Source organism: Stenotrophomonas sp. 80084_Sma (assembly GCF_056481995.1).
Map to the genome: position 1 here is coordinate 3,537,906 of NZ_CM151177.1, position 16,116 is coordinate 3,554,021.

General features: G+C 66.3%; 12 protein-coding genes and 1 riboswitch. Of the genes, 5 read left to right on the forward strand and 7 right to left on the reverse strand.

All coding sequences use genetic code 11. The annotated features are described in order from the left end of the window. Positions 1–68 precede the first annotated feature (68 nt). Positions 69–1,319 (reverse strand): DUF819 family protein, encoded by a 1,251-nt coding sequence (locus tag ACZK3W_RS16465; RefSeq protein WP_049421249.1) that lies wholly within the window; start codon positions 1,317–1,319, stop codon positions 69–71. Between the two features lie 133 nt (positions 1,320–1,452). On the opposite strand from ACZK3W_RS16465, the gene ACZK3W_RS16470 reads away from it, so the two are divergent. Next, a complete protein-coding gene (locus tag ACZK3W_RS16470) occupies positions 1,453–1,842 on the forward strand; it encodes a VOC family protein (protein WP_032129859.1) in 390 nt (129 codons plus the stop codon). Between the two features lie 266 nt (positions 1,843–2,108). Here ACZK3W_RS16470 and ACZK3W_RS16475 read toward each other — a convergent pair whose 3' ends face one another. Further along, the gene (locus tag ACZK3W_RS16475; protein WP_049461542.1) at positions 2,109–3,395 is read right to left on the reverse strand and encodes a sensor histidine kinase; all 1,287 of its coding nucleotides are present in this window, start codon (positions 3,393–3,395) and stop codon (positions 2,109–2,111) included. After that, the gene (locus ACZK3W_RS16480; protein WP_032129861.1) at positions 3,382–4,095 is read right to left on the reverse strand and encodes a response regulator transcription factor; all 714 of its coding nucleotides are present in this window, start codon (positions 4,093–4,095) and stop codon (positions 3,382–3,384) included. The genes ACZK3W_RS16475 and ACZK3W_RS16480 overlap by 14 nt, the downstream gene beginning before the upstream one ends. 130 nt (positions 4,096–4,225) lie before the next feature. Here ACZK3W_RS16480 and ACZK3W_RS16485 point away from each other — a divergent pair, with 130 nt between their 5' ends. The 3 genes from ACZK3W_RS16485 to ACZK3W_RS16495 all read left to right on the forward strand — a co-directional run bounded on the left by ACZK3W_RS16485 (position 4,226) and on the right by ACZK3W_RS16495 (position 8,454). Beyond that, on the forward strand, positions 4,226–5,929 hold the full coding sequence (locus tag ACZK3W_RS16485; protein WP_121504620.1) for an ArnT family glycosyltransferase: 1,704 nt from the start codon (positions 4,226–4,228) through the stop codon (positions 5,927–5,929). Between the two features lie 111 nt (positions 5,930–6,040). Continuing rightward, positions 6,041–6,808, forward strand: a complete 768-nt coding sequence (locus ACZK3W_RS16490; RefSeq protein WP_197616999.1) for a phosphatase PAP2 family protein — start codon at positions 6,041–6,043, stop codon at positions 6,806–6,808. After that, on the forward strand, positions 6,805–8,454 hold the full coding sequence (locus ACZK3W_RS16495) for a phosphoethanolamine--lipid A transferase (RefSeq protein WP_197616997.1): 1,650 nt from the start codon (positions 6,805–6,807) through the stop codon (positions 8,452–8,454). The genes ACZK3W_RS16490 and ACZK3W_RS16495 overlap by 4 nt, the downstream gene beginning before the upstream one ends. A 255-nt stretch (positions 8,455–8,709) precedes the next feature. Here the strand turns inward: ACZK3W_RS16495 and ACZK3W_RS16500 are convergent, their stop codons facing one another. Continuing rightward, positions 8,710–9,624, reverse strand: coding sequence for an IS110 family RNA-guided transposase (locus ACZK3W_RS16500; RefSeq protein ID WP_478450126.1), 915 nt, complete (start codon positions 9,622–9,624; stop codon positions 8,710–8,712). Between the two features lie 690 nt (positions 9,625–10,314). Here ACZK3W_RS16500 and ACZK3W_RS16505 point away from each other — a divergent pair. Beyond that, positions 10,315–12,279 (forward strand): M2 family metallopeptidase, encoded by a 1,965-nt coding sequence (locus ACZK3W_RS16505; RefSeq protein ID WP_125895308.1) that lies wholly within the window; start codon positions 10,315–10,317, stop codon positions 12,277–12,279. Positions 12,280–12,926: 647 nt separating this feature from the next. On the opposite strand, the gene ACZK3W_RS16510 is transcribed toward ACZK3W_RS16505, so the two are convergent. From ACZK3W_RS16510 to ACZK3W_RS16520, 3 genes are all read right to left on the reverse strand, one after another. Beyond that, complete coding sequence (locus ACZK3W_RS16510; RefSeq protein WP_008265644.1) at positions 12,927–13,319, reverse strand: hypothetical protein; 393 nt, start codon at positions 13,317–13,319, stop codon at positions 12,927–12,929. Positions 13,320–13,402: 83 nt separating this feature from the next. Beyond that, positions 13,403–14,299, reverse strand: coding sequence for a siderophore-interacting protein (locus ACZK3W_RS16515; protein ID WP_197616339.1), 897 nt, complete (start codon positions 14,297–14,299; stop codon positions 13,403–13,405). A gap of 142 nt (positions 14,300–14,441) precedes the next feature. Continuing rightward, the gene (locus tag ACZK3W_RS16520) at positions 14,442–15,668 is read right to left on the reverse strand and encodes a multidrug effflux MFS transporter (RefSeq protein ID WP_049401428.1); all 1,227 of its coding nucleotides are present in this window, start codon (positions 15,666–15,668) and stop codon (positions 14,442–14,444) included. 299 nt (positions 15,669–15,967) lie between these two features. After that, positions 15,968–16,070, forward strand: a riboswitch (glycine riboswitch). Positions 16,071–16,116 lie beyond the last annotated feature (46 nt).

A 16,116-nucleotide genomic window follows, 5' to 3' on the forward strand; every position in this document is an offset into this window, starting at 1 on the left:
GGATACCCATGAAATGCATCCACGCATGGCGTGCATCTACGGAAGCATGACGCCAGGGCGGTCCGAACTCAGCCGGTGGCCATCCACTTCAGGATCAGGCCGGTGACGTAGGCCAGGCCCGTGCCGGTGGCATAACCCACCGTACCCAGCAGCACGCCCACCGGCGCCAGCGTCGGATGGAACGCCGCCGCCACCACAGGGGCCGAAGCGGCTGCGCCGATGTTGCCCTGCGAACCAATGGCGAAGAAGAACAGCGGCGCGCGCAGCAGCTTGGCCACCACCCACAGCACCAGCACGTGCGTGGCCATCCAGATCGCGCCGAGCAGGAACAGCCACGGCCGATCCAGCAGCGACAGCAGGTTCATCTGCATGCCGATGCAGGCGATCAGGAAGTACAGGAACACCGTGCCCAGCCGCGAAGCGCCAGCCGCTTCCAGCCGGCGCGCACGGGTGAAGCTCAGGCCCAGGCCCATCGCCGTGGACAGCAGGATCACCCAGACGAACTGGCTGTCCAGGCTGAACTGGCTGGCCCAGCTGACATTGGCCTTGAACCAGCCCGCCAGCGGCGCGGCGATGGCATGGGCCAGGCCGACGCCGCCCAGTGCCACGCCAACGATCACCATCAGGTCGGTCATGCTGGGAATGCGCGCGTTCTGCGCCTCGTAGGCACTGATGCGCGCCTTCATCTCGTCGATGGCACGGGTGTCGGCACCATTGCGGGTGTCGATCTGCTGTGCGCGGTTGGCCAGGAACAGCAGGATCGCCATCCACAGACTGGCACAGGCCACGTCAACCACCGCGAACTGGCCGAAGGTGGTGGCATCGGTGCCGAACACCTCGCGCATGGCGACCATGTTGGCGCCGCCACCGATCCAGCTGCCGGCCAGCGCCGCCATGCCGGCCCAGGTATCACCGGCCACGGTTTCCGGATGGATCAGCTTCATCAGCTGGAACGAGACGATGGCGCCGAGCATGATGCCGGCGGTACCGGCACAGAACACGATCAGCAGTTTCGGGCCGAGCTTGATGACGCCTTTCAGGTCGATCGACAGGGTCAGCAGGACCAGCGCGGCCGGCAGCAGCACGTCACGCGCGACCGGGTTGTACAGCGAGGTGTTGTGGCCATCGATGACACCGGCGGTGTTGTAGACGGCGGGGATGAAATAGCACAGCAGCAGGGCCGGCACCCAGGCGAAGATCTTCTTCAGCAGCGGGGTTGGACCACTGGCGGCCCAGAAGATCAGGGCCAGGGTGGCGGCAATCAGGCCCAGTCCAACGATATCGTTGCTGATCAGGGCAGTAGCGGGTTCGGTCGGCATGGGATCCTCTGTCGATCGAAAGAGCGGAGAAAAAAAAGCGCCGCATAAGGCGGCGCAGATCGAGATTAACATTGTCTTCACGCCCGGTCATGCTGCAGTGCCGACACCCTCCATCCCGTCAGGGAGCCCACTCATGCAGCTTGGTGCCTTTTCGGTCAGCCTCTCGGTGAAGGATCTCGCGGCCTCCCGTGCCTTCTACGAAGCCCTGGGCTTCTCGGTCACCGGCGGCGATCCGGCACAGAACTGGCTGGTGATGCGCAGCAACGGCACGGTGATCGGGCTGTTCCAGGGCATGTTCGAGGGCAACCTGCTGACCTTCAACCCCGGCTGGGACCAGCACAAGCAGGAACTGCCCCACTTCCAGGATGTGCGTGAGCTGCAGGCAGAGCTGGACGCCAGGGGCATCGAACTGGCGGTCCGCACCGATCCTGATGGCCAGGGGACCGGCTACCTGCAGTTGGCCGATCCCGACGGCAACGTGATCCTGATCGACCAGCACGTGGCGCGACCGAACGGGCGTTGAAGCGGACAGCCATTGCCTGGGTGGGCGTCGACCTTGGTCGACGAACGGCATGCCAACCAAGGTTGGCATCTACCAGAGCACGCCCAGCCACCGCCGGGGCATGCCAACCAAGGTTGGCATCTACCAGGACACGGACAGCCACCGCCGAGGCATGCCAACCAGGGCTGGCACCTACCAGAACACGGACAGCCACCGCCTGGGTAGGCGTCGACCTTGGTCGACGAACGGCATGCCAACCAAGGTTGGCATTTACCAGGACGGCCGGATCAGCGCGGTCGCGAGGCACCGAAATCGAGCGTGACACGTGTGCCACGCGGCTCGCAGGGCTGCAACTGCAGGGTCCATCCCAGGTGCTCGCACAGCCGCGCGATCAGATCCAGTCCGATGCCGCCGCCACGATCGGCGCGTTCGCCACGGGCCATCCGCGCATGGATCGCCGCGATCTCTTCCGGGCTCATGCCATGTCCCGGGTCTTGCAGGGTCAGCACCGCCGATGAACTCAGGCGCAATTCGATGTGGCCACGGCCACTGTTCTCGATGGCGTTGCGCAGCAGGTTGCCGATCGCTGCCTGCACCACCGCCAGCGGCGCGACGATGTCCACCGGTGCGGCCTGGATGCCGATGCTCAGGTCCTTGTCGCCCAACAGGTGGCGATGGTCGTCGACGATCTCCGGCAGCAGCTGGTCCAGCGCGATGCGCTCGGCACGCGCCGCCAGTCGCGCCGGATCACGCGCCAGCACCAGCAGCAGTTCGATCAGCTGCTCCACGCTCTGCGCGGTGCGCAGTACCCGTTGCATCTGCTGGCGCGCACGCTCGGGCAGGCCCGGTTGCTCCAGCGCCAGTTCGGCGGCACCGGTCATCACCGCGATCGGCGTGCGCAATTCGTGGCTGGCGGTGCTGATGAAGACCCGCTCGCGTTCGACGAACTGCTCGTTGCGGTCCAGGTAATCGTTCAGCGCATTGGCAATGGTGTGCAGCTCTGAGCTGCCGCGCGGGTCGACCTCGATGCGCTGCCCCTGCACGCCCGGCCTGAGCGCGGCGATGTGTTGTGCCAGCAGGCTCAGCGGACGCACCATCCGCTCCATGCCGAACGAGGCCATCAGCACGGTAACGAAGATCATGATCACCCCGGCCAGCATCACCCAGCGCGTGGCGAACTGTTCCAGGTCATGGAAGTCGGAGATGTCCAGTACCAGCGCGACCCGTCCCATCGACTGGGTTTCACGCACCATCACCGCCGTCTCGCGGCCCTTGACCATTACGCCGTCGTGCAGCCCTGGATGCAGGGTACGCAGGCTATCGGGAAGGTTGACCGCGTCGAAGCGGTACAGGCTCAGCGTGTCCGAATCCTGCCAGCGATAGTGCGGTTCGTGCTCGACATGCTCGACGATGCTGTCGAGCTCGGAGTTGAGCAGCGCGCGCCAGGCAGCATGCTCGGCGTGCTCGTGCACGTAGTTGCCGACGCTGAACACCGCGATCGACAGCAGCGCCAGATAGCCCAGCAACCACCACACCACGCGCCGGTACAACGGCCCCGGCTTACGCGCCCTCATCAGCATTCCTGCCGGCGTCGGCACCCTCCACTACCGCCAACCGGTAACCCACGCGCGGCAGGGTGTGGATCAGCTTCTCGGCAAACGGACCGTCAACGCTGCGACGCAACTCGTAGACATGCGAACGCAGCAGGTCGCCATCCGGCGGCTCGTCGCCCCACAGGGCGAACTCCAGCTGCTGTCGCGTCACCGCACCCGGGCTGGCCCGCATCAGCACTTCCAGCAGTTTGCGGCAGGCCGGGTACAGGTGCAGCACCTGGCCCTCACGCTGCGCCTCCAGCGTCGCCAGGTCCAGCACCAGGTCGCCCACCTGCAGGCGCTTGCGCGGGTTGCGGCCCTGCGCACGCAGCAGCAGCGCTTCCAGCCGCACCTCCAGCTCGGGCAGGGCGAACGGCTTGGTCAGGTAGTCGTCGGCACCGGCGCGGAAACCGGCGATCTTGTCCGGCAGTTCATCGCGCGCGGTCAGCATGATCACCGGCACCTCCGACGCGTGTTCGGCACGCAGCCGGCGCAGCACTTCCGGTCCCTCCATGCGCGGCAGCATCCAGTCCAGGATCACCGCATCGTAGGGGTGGCTGCCGGCCAGGTGCAGGCCGGTGATGCCATCCGGGGCCACGTCCAGCACATGCCCGCGCGACTCGAAATAGTCGAACAGGTTGGCCACCAGCTGGCGGTTGTCCTCGATCACCAACAGACGCATGCACGAAACATCCACGGAAGTTCGTACCATGGTAGCGCCGCCCATGTCGGAATGCGGTCGTCCCGCCCCCTTCTGACGCTTTTCCCACCCCCGCCACCTCAGAATGGCCGTTTTGCTCCCGGAGCCTGCCGTGCCCGTAGCCCTGCCCCGCCGTTGGCGACTGCCCCTGTTATGGCTGCTGATCATTGCTGCATTGGCAGCGGGCATCGGCCTTCGGCAGCCGCAGCCACCGGACGAGCCGCGCTTCGTGCTGGCCGCACGGACCATGGTCGAGAGCGGGCAATGGCTGCTGCCGCATCGTGGCAGCGAGCTGTATGCCGAGAAACCACCGGTCTTCATGTGGCTGCAGGCGGCCGCCTACGAGGTGGTCGGCAGCTGGCAATGGTCGTTCCTGCTGCCGTCATTGCTGGGCGCCCTGCTGAGTCTGTGGCTGGTGTCGGATCTGGCACGGCGGCTGTGGTCGCCGCGGCATTCCATCTATGCCCTCGCGGCGCTGTTCTGCACCCTGCAGTTCGGGCTGATGGCCAAGCGTGCGCAGATCGACATGGTGCTGGTGGGGATGACCACCGTCGCCCTATGGGGCTTGATGCGGCACCTGTGCGAGCGTCGCAACCTGCCCGCGTTGTGGCTGGCCGGTTTCGCCGCCGGTGTCGGCACGGTGACCAAGGGCGTGGGTTTCCTGCCGCTGCTGCTGGTGCTGCCCTGGTTCGGCTGGTGGCTGTACCAGCGCCGTCGCGGGCACCGTGTGGAGGGTCCGCACCCGGCAACGCTGCTGTGGTTGATCCCGGCGTTCCTGCTGGGCGTGGGCGTGTGGCTGGCGCCGCTGGGCTGGGCCCTGCTGCATACGCCCAGCGCCGAACTGCAGGCCTACGCGCACGAGCTGTTGTTCAAGCAGACCGGCACCCGCTACGCCAATGCCTGGCACCACCGGCAGCCGGCCTGGTACTACCTGCAGGTGATCCTGACCCTGTGGCTGCCGGGCAGCCTGCTGCTGCCGATGCTGTTCAAGCCGTGGTGGCGCCGCATCCGTCGTGGCGATCGCCGCCAGTGGCTGCTGCTGGGCTGGGCCGTACTGGTACTGGTGTTCTTCAGTGCCAGCCCGGGCAAGCGCGAGGTGTACCTGCTGCCGATGCTGCCGGCGATGGCACTGGCCGTGGCGCCGCTGCTGCCCGGCCTGCTGCGCCGCGTGTGCGTGCGCCGCTACCTGTTCGGCTACAGCGTGGTGCTGATGCTGGCCACCGGCGTACTCGGCGTGATGCTGATGACCGAGCACCCATGGGCGTTGGCGCAACTGCAACGCCGCGCCATGCCCGAGACGTTGCTGCCGGTGCTGGGCGATGGCCTGCTGACCTTCGCCATTGCCCTCGCCACGCTGATCGTGTGGCTGCGGGTACGCCGTGCCGCGACGCTGGTACTGCTGACCCACGGCATGCTGTGGATGCTCTACGGCCTGGTGCTGATGCCTGCACTGGACCCCTTCGCTTCGGCGTCGGCACTCATGCGCCGGGTGGGCGCGCGGATCGGACCCGACGCCGAACTGGCGCTGGTGGCCTGGCGCGAGCAGAACCTGTTGCAGGCCGACCGGCCGGTGCGCGAGTTCGGCTTCAAGCGGCCCTGGGCCGAGCAGTGGCACGACGCCGGCCCGTGGCTGGCCGAGGCACCGGACAAGCGCTGGCTGCTGGTGCTGGACGATGCGATGAGCCCGTGCGTGGACCCGAGCAAGGTGATCGATATCGGTATTGCCAACAGGAATCGCTGGCAACTGCTTCCCGGTACCGCGTGGGACGCGGAATGCCACGCCGAACGGGCCGGCGCGACCGCTGAAGAAGACTGAACGCTGACACGTGCCGGGCAAGCATTAACCCGGCACGAACGAGCGTCCGACCCTTCTCCGACATCCAGGTGACGAGCATGGCCGCGGATTCCCGACCCGCCCTTTCCCAGCATGCCCGTCCGTCCCCTTGATTCGGTAGCGCCGCTTGCGACATCGCCACTGGCGTCAAAATTCGCCGTAACTCACCTCTGGCTGCCTGTCGCAATTGGTCTGCCCGTGTTTACGCTGCTGATGGGTTTCGGCGGCGACCAATGGGTGGCCGATCACCTGTTCCGCCTTGAGGGTGGCCATTGGGCGCTACAGGACGCCTGGGTCACCCGCACGGTGGTGCACAAGGCTGGCAAGTGGCTGAGCACGGCTGCTGCGCTCGTGGCGATCCTGCTGTGCTTCCACCACTGGCGTAAGGGTCGCGATCGCACCCTGCGGTGGGCGCTGCTTTATGTCGTGATTGCCATGGCCCTGGGCACGGGCGTGATCTCCCTGCTGAAGTCGCTGGTGCCGATGGAATGCCCCTGGGACCTGCTGCGCTACGGTGGCCACCAGCCGTTCATCGGGCTTTTCACGGCACGCCCCGCAGGCATGGCCGCACAGGCCTGCTTCCCGGCCGGCCACGCCAGCGCAGGTTATGCATGGTTGTCCCTGTACTTTTTCGCCTTGCTGTGGCGCCCTTCATGGCGCTGGACCGGGTTGTGGATCGGCCTTGGCACCGGCCTGGTATTCGGCGTCAGCCAGCAGCTGCGGGGCGCGCATTTCCTTTCGCATGACGTTGCTACTGCGTTGATCTGCTGGCTGCTTTCGCTGGGCCTGTATCTGATCGTCAAACGCGTCCTGGCCCGCCGTCAGCTGGACCGTCCCCACCGCCAGGAGGCAAACGCATGAGTGCATCGGTCCAACGCCCCGCCCGCCTTCCCGCGTTGGCGAACCTTCGCCGCTGGCGGCCGCAGCTGTCCACCGAAGCACTGATCGCACTGACCAGCCTGTTCTTCGCGGTGGCAGGCAATGGCCTGTTCTGGCACAGCGCGATGGCCAGCCATCCGGGCAGCCTGCGCTACGCGCTGTCGCTGCTGCTGTTGCTGCTCGGTGCGCACGGCGTGCTGCTGGGCATCCTGGTCTGGCGCTGGAACGCCAAGGTGGTGATCAGCCTGTTGCTGCTGGTGACCGCATTCGCTGCGCATTACATGAGCCGTTACCACATCTACCTGGATGCGGACATGCTGCGCAACGTGCTGGCGACCGATCCCAAGGAAAGCCGTGAGCTGATGACCGTGTCGCTGCTGTGGCCGGTGCTGTTGCTGGCAGTGCTGCCGATGATCGTGCTGTGGCGTGTGCAGCTGCGTCGCCGCAGCTGGGGCCGCAGCCTGCTGTGGCGCCTCGGCTTCCTGGTGGTGGCGGCGGTGACTGCGGTCGGCGGCGCGTTGATCTCGTTCCAGGACGTCTCGGCACTGATGCGCAACCAGCGCGAAGTGCGCTACCTCGCGACACCGGCCAATGTGCTGCTGGGCATGCCGCGTGCACTGCGTGGCGACAACCCGGTGCAGCGCGCACCGAAGTTGCCGATCGGTACCGATGCCAAGGCCATCCCGCGTGCCCCTGCCAGCAAACCGCGCCTGCTGGTGATCGTCATGGGCGAGACCGTGCGCGCGCAGAACTGGGGGCTCAACGGTGGCCGTAACACCACCCCGGAACTGGCGCAGGCCAGCGTGATCAATTTCCCGGACATGCACTCGTGCGGCACCAGCACCGAGGTTTCACTGCCGTGCCTGTTCTCGCCATGGGGCCGGCACGACTACGACGAGAAGAAGATCCGCGCGCACCAGTCGCTGCTGCACGTATTGAACCGTGCCGGCATCGCGCCGCTGTGGCGTGACAACCAGTCCGGCTGCAAGGGCGTGTGCGAAGGCCTGGACTTCCAGTCATTGTCCGATGCGACCACCCCGGGCCTGTGCGCTGACGGCCGCTGCATGGATGAAATCCTGCTGCAGGACCTGGCCACCCAGGTACGTGCAAAGCCGGGCGACCGCGTCGTGGTGCTGCATCAGCTGGGCAACCACGGCCCGGCCTACTTCGAGCGCTACCCGCCCGCGTTCCGCCGCTTCACCCCCACCTGCGATACCCGCGACATCGGCCGCTGCTCGCGCGAAGAGATCACCAACAGTTACGACAACGCCGTGCTGTACACCGATCACTTCCTGACCAAGACCATCGGCACGCTGCAGGGCATGCAGGACTACGACACGGCGATGATCTACCTGTCCGACCACGGCGAGTCGCTGGGCGAGAAGGGCCTGTTCCTGCATGGCGTGCCCTACGCCATCGCCCCGGCCGAGCAGACGCGGGTACCGATGACGATGTGGTTCTCGCAGGGCTTCGCCAGCAGCCGCGGGCTTGACCTGCAGTGCGTGCGCAAGCGTTCGGCGGCCTACACCGACCATGACAACCTGTTCCCGTCGGTACTGGGCCTGATGCAGGTGAAGACCTCGCTGTACGAGCGCGACCGCGACGTGTTCGCCAACTGCGAGGGTTGAGGGTTGTCCGGCAGGGCTTGCAGCCCTGCACCCGCGGTAGTGCCGGCCGCTGGCCGGCAGCCTCGACAGCAACAGCAACAGCAACAGCAGAAGCTGGCTATCCGTGGGTTGGCGGGGTGGGTCCGGTTGCGGGGGACGCCGTAAATACATCCCTGTAGCAACTGTGTTGCTGGAGAGTCTCAGGCCCGTCAGGTAAACGGGCACGGTAGTGCCGGCCGCTGGCCGGCAGCCTTTGGTCTTTCGCCCTGGCTCGCCTCAGGCGGGGACTAGCCCGCTTTCAGCGTCGCGCACACGGGCGATGAGGATGACCAGCATCTTCCGCATCACTGCCACGATGGCCACCTTGCCTTCCTTGCCGCGGGCTCGTAGCGACTGGTAAAAATCGCGCAGCCGAGGTTCATGCCGCATGGCCGACATTGCCGCCATGTAGAGCACTTGCCGGATTTCGGCTCTTCCACCGTGGATGCTTCGTTTTCCTCTCATCGTGCCGCTGTCGTGGGACATCGGGGCTACCCCGACCAGGCTGGCGATGCGCTTGCCAGTGATCCTGCCAAGCTCTGGCAGATAGCTGGCTAGAACTGCCTGCAGCACAGGCCCTACGCCCTTCATCGACTTCAGCATCTTCAGTTGAGGCTGCTGACCAACCTGCTCGACGATCTGCTTGCCCAGACGCTCAACCAACGTTTGTAGGCGGGTGATGTTGCCCTGCAGTAGTCGGCGCAGTTCACGATCAAGCACCATTTCCTGCTGTTGCCGCGCGATGGTCAGGGCGTCTATCGCCTGCCGACGTGCCCGAACGAACTCCCGCATCTTCTGCTGCCAAGACTGCAGCGGCTGATAGGGAGGCAGCTTCACCAGGGCGGCCATCTGCGCCAACGCGTAGGCATCCAAACGGTCGGTTTTGGCAGTCTGACCCAACCCCTGAGCCAGTTTCCGGGCGCGCAAGGCATTGGCACGGGCCACCGGATGACCGGCCTTGTGCAGGAAATCCAGCACCGGCTGCTCATAGCCACCCGTGGCTTCAAGCACGATCTGGCGGGTCGGACGCTTCTTCAGCCAAACATCCAGTTCAGAAAACCCGGAGCGGTTGTTGCTGACCTGCAGGGTTTCTCCGTCCGTCGTACCGATATCCAGCTGACGCTTGCTGACATCAATCCCGATCCCGTTCATCACCTGACTCCGTATAGTCTGGAAGGGTCGAGAGCTCCCCCGCTTGCCCAGTCTTATCGCTTCGAGTGGTCGCTCCAGCAACTGTTCGGGCGGATCAAGGGAGATTCCGGCGTGGGCGCCAAGCTACATGGCGATCGTCGCGATCCTGGTTACGGATCGTCGAGATCTAGGCTCGCACGGCGGCCCACGCCGGCTCTCGACGCCTACGCTGCCAGATTCCGATTAGATAAGGCTCGGTCGCGCCATCCATGGCGCTCACGCCCCCGCAACCGGATCCACCCCGCCTTCGACAGTTTTCCGCGATCTGATGGAACGGCCTTGGGGTCAGATCCGTTTTCCGGAGGAAACCGGATCTGACCCCAGATTCCTTTCGATATCTGACAGATGTGTCGACCAAGGTCGACACCTACCCACAGCACACGGAATCTGTCGGAGGTGGGGCGGTGTCGGAGTGCGGGGTGTCAGCCGCATGGATGCGGCTGCCAAGCCTACAGGGACGTACTTGCGGCGTCCCCGCACTCCGACACCGCCCCGCCAAACCACGGAATACCCGCTTCTGACGTTGACGTTGCTTGAAGGCTTCGGCAGGTGCAGGGCGCAGCCCTGCCGAACCCAACCGACTTCCGCCACTTGCGGTGGCGGCGACTGCCCACTAGCCTTCGGCCGTCGTTCACCACCCAAGGACCGCCCGTGAAACACCGTCATCTCCTGCTGGCCTCGGCAATCGCCGCCGCCACGCTGGCCCTGGCCGCCTGCAAGAAGGAAGCTGCCCCAGGCACCGATACCGCCAGCAGCAGCGCCCCGGCCGGCGAAACCGCCGACCAGTTCGTGGCCCGCATCAATGCCGAATTCAAGGCCGCCTACCCGGAGATGACCTCGGCGCAGTGGCTGTCCTCCACCTACATCAACAGTGATTCGGAACGCATCGCGGCCAAGGCCAACGAGCGCTCGCTGACCCAGCTCAACAGCTGGATCGAACAGGCCGCCAAGTTCGATGGCAAGCCGATGAGCGAGGACAGCAAGCGCGCGATCCACCTGCTGAAGCTGATGTCCTCGATGCCGGCACCGCGTGACCCGGCCAAGCTGGCCGAGCTGACCCAGATCGCCACCCGCATGGAAGGCAGCTACGGTGCCGGCAAGTACTGCACCGATGCCAACGATCCCAACTCCTGCCGCCAGCTGGGCGAGCTGGAGCAGGTGCTGGCACGCAGCCGCGACTACGACAAGCAGCTCGACGCCTGGCAGGGCTGGCACAGCACCACCAAGAGCATGCGCGGCGACTACCAGAAATTTGTCGGTCTGGTGAACGAAGGTGCCAAGGGCATGGGCTTCACCGATGCCGGCCAGATGTGGCGCAGCGGCTACGACATGCCGCCGGAGCAGATCGGCCCGGAAACCGACCGCCTGTGGGAACAGGTCAAGCCGATGTACGAGCAGCTGCACTGCTACGCACGCGGCAAGCTGGACAAGACCTACGGCAAGGACAAGGCGGAAGTGGGCAATGGCCTGATCGCCGCACACCTGCTGGGCAACATGTGGCAGCAGGACTGGTCGAATCTGTGGGACCAGCTGGAGCCGTATCCGGGTGCCGGCAGCCTGGACATCACTGCAGCGCTTGAAAAGCAGTACCAGACCAACCTGAGCGCGGCGTTGGCCAAGGCCGGCAAGGATGCCAACGTAGCGGCGCAGTACAAGGCACAGCGCGAGGCCGAACTGCGTACCGCCAAGCAGATGACCGAGCGCGCCCAGGACTTCTACGTGTCGCTGGGCATGCCGTCGCTGCCGCAGTCGTATTGGGAAAAGACCCAGTTCATCAAGCCTGACGACCGCGACGTGGTCTGCCACGCCAGCGCCTGGGACATGAACATGGAAGGCGACGTGCGCACCAAGATGTGCATCAAGCCGAACGAAGAGAACTTCACCACCATCTACCACGAGCTGGGCCACATCTATTACGACCTGGCCTACAACCCGTTGCCGCCGCTGTTCCAGGGCGGTGCCAACGATGGTTTCCATGAAGCGATCGGCGACACCATCGTGCTGGCGATGACGCCCAAGTACCTCAGCTCGATCGGCCTGGTTGATGCGCCGACCGAGAGCCGCGAAGCGGTCATCAACAACCAGATGCGCATGGCGCTGTCGGGCGTGTCGTTCCTGCCGTTCGGGCTGATGATCGACCGCTGGCGCTGGGGCGTGTTCGATGGCTCGATCACCGCCGACAACTACAACAAGGCGTGGTGGGACCTGAAGGCCAAGTACCAGGGCGTGGCGCCGGCCAGCACCCGTGGCGAAGAGTTCTTCGATCCGGGCGCGAAGTACCACGTGCCGGGCAACACCCCGTACACCCGCTACTTCCTGGCGCGCATCCTGCAGTTCCAGTTCTACAAGGGCCTGTGCGACGCGTCCGGCTACAAGGGCCCGCTGCATGAGTGCACCTTCTACGGCAACAAGGAAGCCGGCCAGAAGTACTGGGCGATGCTGAGCAAGGGTGCCAGCCAGCCGTGGCAGGCCACACTGAAGGAACTGACCGGCACCGACAAGCTCGATGCCGGCCCGATGATCGAGTACTTCAGCCCGGTCAACGAATGGCTGAAGCAGCAGAACGAAGGCCAGATGTGCGGCTGGCAGGCCAACGCGGCCCCGGCGGCGAAATGAGAAAAGGGGCGGGTCCGCAAGGATCCGCCCCTTTCCGGTAGTGCCGGCCGCTGACCGGCGACTACGCGATGAAGACCCAACGGGCAGCCGGCCAGCGGCCGGCTCTACCGAAACAGCAATCAAACGAAGGCCAGATGTGCGGCTGGCAGGCCAACGCGGCCCCGGCGGCGAAATGAGAAAAGGGGCGGGTCCGCAAGGATCCGCCCCTTTCCGGTAGTGCCGGCCGCTGACCGGCGACTACGCGATGAAGACCCAACGGGCAGCCGGCCAGCGGCCGGCTCTACCGAAACAGCAATCAAACGAAGGCCAGATGTGCGGCTGGCAGGCCAACGCGGCCCCGGCGGCGAAATGAGAAAAGGGGCGGGTCCGCAAGGATCCGCCCCTTTCCGGTAGTGCCGGCCGCTGACCGGCGACTACGCGATGAAGACCCAACGGGCAGCCGGCCAGCGGCCGGCTCTACCGAAACAGCAATCAAACGAAGGCCAGATGTGCGGCTGGCAGGCCAACGCGGCCCCGGCGGCGAAATGAGAAAAGGGGCGGGTCCGCGAGGATCCGCCCCTTTCCGGTAGTGCCGGCCGCTGGCCGGCAACTGCACGGTGGACATCTGTCTGGCAGCCGGCCAGCGGCCGGCTCTACCGAAATGCCTGTCAGCTGTTCTTCTTCGCCGCCATCGCTGCAGCCAGCTCGGCCTTGAATTCCTCGAAGGTCTGGCCCTTCTCCTTCGCTTCGGCCTGTGCGGCATCGCGCAGCGCATCGGAGTACATCAGGCGCACCGGCGTGCCGTTGCGCTCGTGCAGTTCACCGGCCTGCATGATCAGCGCCAGCACCTGCGCAGCGCTCTCGCTGTGGCCAGCGATGCGGCCGTCCATGCCCAGCACCCATTCGCCGTCACGGCGCACGACACCGGCCAGCAGGGTGCGCTGCGCATCGCGCAGCTCGGCATGCGGTTCCACCGGCGATGCCTGCGCGGCGGCCTTGTTGGCGGCCTGCTTTTCCTGGCGACGGCGCTGGTCGCGGCGGGTCTTGGAGCTGGTGGACATGGTGCGGTACCGCTGCGAAGGGGGGCGCAAGGATAGCGCACCCCGCCCGCAGCGCTGCTTCACGCGTGCTCGATCCAGCATGGTCAGTCCAGCACCTTGCCGTGCCGCCAGTAGCCCATGAAGGTGATCGCGCGGCGGTCCAGCCCGCAGTCACGCACCAGATGGCGGCGGATCGCCATCACCGCACCCGCCTCGCCGGCCACCCAGGCATACAGCGGCCCGGCCACGCTGGCATCGGCCTGCTCCCAGAGGATCTGCGTATCGACGTTGATCTCCTCCAGCGCATCGCCAGCAGGCACGCTCGAGGTCGCTGACAGCCGTTCCTGGACCGCCTGCAGCAGCGGCTGGCCATAGGCGGCCTGCCCACGCGGCAACCACACCAGCTCGGCGGTGCCCGGCGCTTTCAACGGCACCGCATCGCCGGCCTGGGCCACTTCCAGCAACGCCAGCGTGCGCGGCGGATCAGGCATGGCCGCCAGCTCTTCGAGGATGCCGGCTACCGCAGGTAACGCCGTTTCATCGGCCACCAGCAGTACCTGGCCGACACCGGCCGGTGGCTTCCACTCCCAGCCTTCGCTGCTCTCGGCACAGTCGGCATCGGGGGCCAGCAACACCACGCGGTCTCCCGGCCGTGCATGCGTGGCCCAGCGCGAAGCGGGTCCGGTCACCCCGTGAATGACAAAATCGACGTCGACCTCGCCCTGCTCGGCGCGCAGCTGGCGGATGGTGTAGGTGCGCATCGGCGGGCGCTGATCATCCGGCAGGGCCCGGTAGCGCGGATACCAGTCCTCGCCGCTGGGCACCTGTGGCACCTCCTGGCCGGGCAAGGGGAAGAACACCTTGATCCGCTGGTCCGGGCCTTCGGTCTTCATCCGCGCCACGTCGGCGCCGGTGAACACCATGCGGTCCAGGGAAGGGGAGAGAACGCGGCGCTCCTTCAGCGCCACCTCGAACAGGCGGTAGGTCTGCTGCGCAGCCATGGGGGAACCTCATGCAACGACATCGGATTGGCTGGCTGTCGTGCATCCACGCACCGGCTGGCTGGAATGCCCAGCCTAGTCCGGTTGTCCGCGGCTGCAAGGATGTGCCGGCATCCCCGTCCGCCCTACCCCTGCGCGCTGCTCAATGGCCCGTGCAGGCTGCCTGCGCCGCGCGCTCGCGCTGGTGTTCCCAGTACCAGAACACGAAGCCGGCGCCGAAGAACGCGGCCTGGCCCAGGGCCAAGTGCAGCGGGCTGGCGCTCAGCAGCGGCGACACCACGCCGGCCACCACGGTACTGATCATCAGCTGCACGAACGCCTGCAGCGACGAGGCCAGGCCGCGCTGGTGCGGGTACATGTCCAGCACCGCCAGCGCCAGGATCGGGAAGATCAGCGCCATGCCCATGCCGCCCAGGAAGATCGGCAGCACCGCCCACGGCAGCACAAACTGCGGGGCCAGCGCCACGTAGCCGACGTTCAACAGCACCGACAGCGCGCACAGGCCGAAACCGATGGCGACCTGGCGGGTAGGCGTGGTGTGCCCCGCCATGCGCCCAGACAGGAACGAGCCGGTGGTCATGCCGCCGATGGTGGGGATGAACAGCCAGGCGAAGCCGCCCTCGCCCAGATGCAGGTGCTGCATCACGAACACCGGCGCCGAGGAGATGTACAGGAAGATGCCACCGAAGCCGATGCTGCCGGCCAGCGCCAGGCGCAGGAAGCGCGGGTTGAAGCCGATGCGCAGGTAATCACGCATCAACGTGCGCGGCGACAACGGCACGCGCGCTTCAACCGGATGGGTCTCCGGCAGGTAGCGCGCAGTGGCCGCCAGCAGGACCAGCCCGAACACCACCAGGAACCAGAAGATCAGCGGCCAGCCGGCGCCACTGAGCAGGATCCAGCCACCGATGATCGGGGCGATCGCCGGGGCGATGCCGAACAGCATCGACACCTGGCTCATCAGCCGCTGCGCGTCATGGCCGTGGTACAGGTCGCGGATCACCGCTCGGCCGACGATCATGCCGACACCCGCCGACAGGCCCTGCAGCGCGCGGAACGCCAGCAGCGTGGTCAGGTCGGTGGACAGCGCGCAGCCGACCGAGGCGCCGACGAACACCACCAGGCCACCGAGGATCACCCACTTGCGGCCCCAGGCATCGGACAGCGGGCCGTGCGCCAGGCTCATCAGGCCGTAGAACAACAGGTACACGCTGATGGTCTGCTGCACCGCCACTTCGTCCACCGCCAGGCGCTGGGCCAGCTGCGGGAACGCCGGGAAGATGGTGTCGATCGAGAACGGACCGAACATGGCCAGACCGGCGAGCAGCAGGGCCATGCGGCGGGTGGAGGGAGCAACAGCGGCGGTCATGGGGAAGGCGTCCGGCAGGGCCATGCGCGGCACGCACGGCGGGCGCCGGTCCCCTTCTGCAGGGACGGCGCCAGATGAATTCGGGTATCCGCCCATCATAGGTGGGGATTGCGCCCGATGCCATGCAGCGGTGCACAAAACGCACGGCCGGGCCATCGGCCATTCAGGCGCGGCGGCCATGCCTGGAGGCGGCCGGCGGGCCCGCAACGGGCTATAATCAGCGGGCAACACGGTGGGAGAAGCGGAACACCGCTGCCGAAGGCGCAACGCCCGTAATCGCTCAGGCCCGATACCACCCGTAACAGAACTCTGGAGAGACCGGTTCGATCCGGCGCCGAAGGGGCACGAAGCTGCGGTCCGCCGCGCTTTTAAACTCTCAGGCAAAAGGACAGAGGGGCGCCCCGCAGACCGCCGACCGGCGGCTTGTGCCCGTGCGTGTGCCCTTTCC

Coding starts and splice junctions, on each gene's coding strand:
- ACZK3W_RS16465 (WP_049421249.1), bottom strand. CDS start 1,319: ATGCCGACCGAACCCGCTACTGCCCTGATCAGCAACGATATCGTTGGA.
- ACZK3W_RS16470 (WP_032129859.1), top strand. CDS start 1,453: ATGCAGCTTGGTGCCTTTTCGGTCAGCCTCTCGGTGAAGGATCTCGCG.
- ACZK3W_RS16475 (WP_049461542.1), bottom strand. CDS start 3,395: ATGAGGGCGCGTAAGCCGGGGCCGTTGTACCGGCGCGTGGTGTGGTGG.
- ACZK3W_RS16480 (WP_032129861.1), bottom strand. CDS start 4,095: ATGCGTCTGTTGGTGATCGAGGACAACCGCCAGCTGGTGGCCAACCTG.
- ACZK3W_RS16490 (WP_197616999.1), top strand. CDS start 6,041: ATGCCCGTCCGTCCCCTTGATTCGGTAGCGCCGCTTGCGACATCGCCA.
- ACZK3W_RS16495 (WP_197616997.1), top strand. CDS start 6,805: ATGAGTGCATCGGTCCAACGCCCCGCCCGCCTTCCCGCGTTGGCGAAC.
- ACZK3W_RS16500 (WP_478450126.1), bottom strand. CDS start 9,624: ATGAACGGGATCGGGATTGATGTCAGCAAGCGTCAGCTGGATATCGGT.
- ACZK3W_RS16510 (WP_008265644.1), bottom strand. CDS start 13,319: ATGTCCACCAGCTCCAAGACCCGCCGCGACCAGCGCCGTCGCCAGGAA.
- ACZK3W_RS16515 (WP_197616339.1), bottom strand. CDS start 14,299: ATGGCTGCGCAGCAGACCTACCGCCTGTTCGAGGTGGCGCTGAAGGAG.
- ACZK3W_RS16520 (WP_049401428.1), bottom strand. CDS start 15,668: ATGACCGCCGCTGTTGCTCCCTCCACCCGCCGCATGGCCCTGCTGCTC.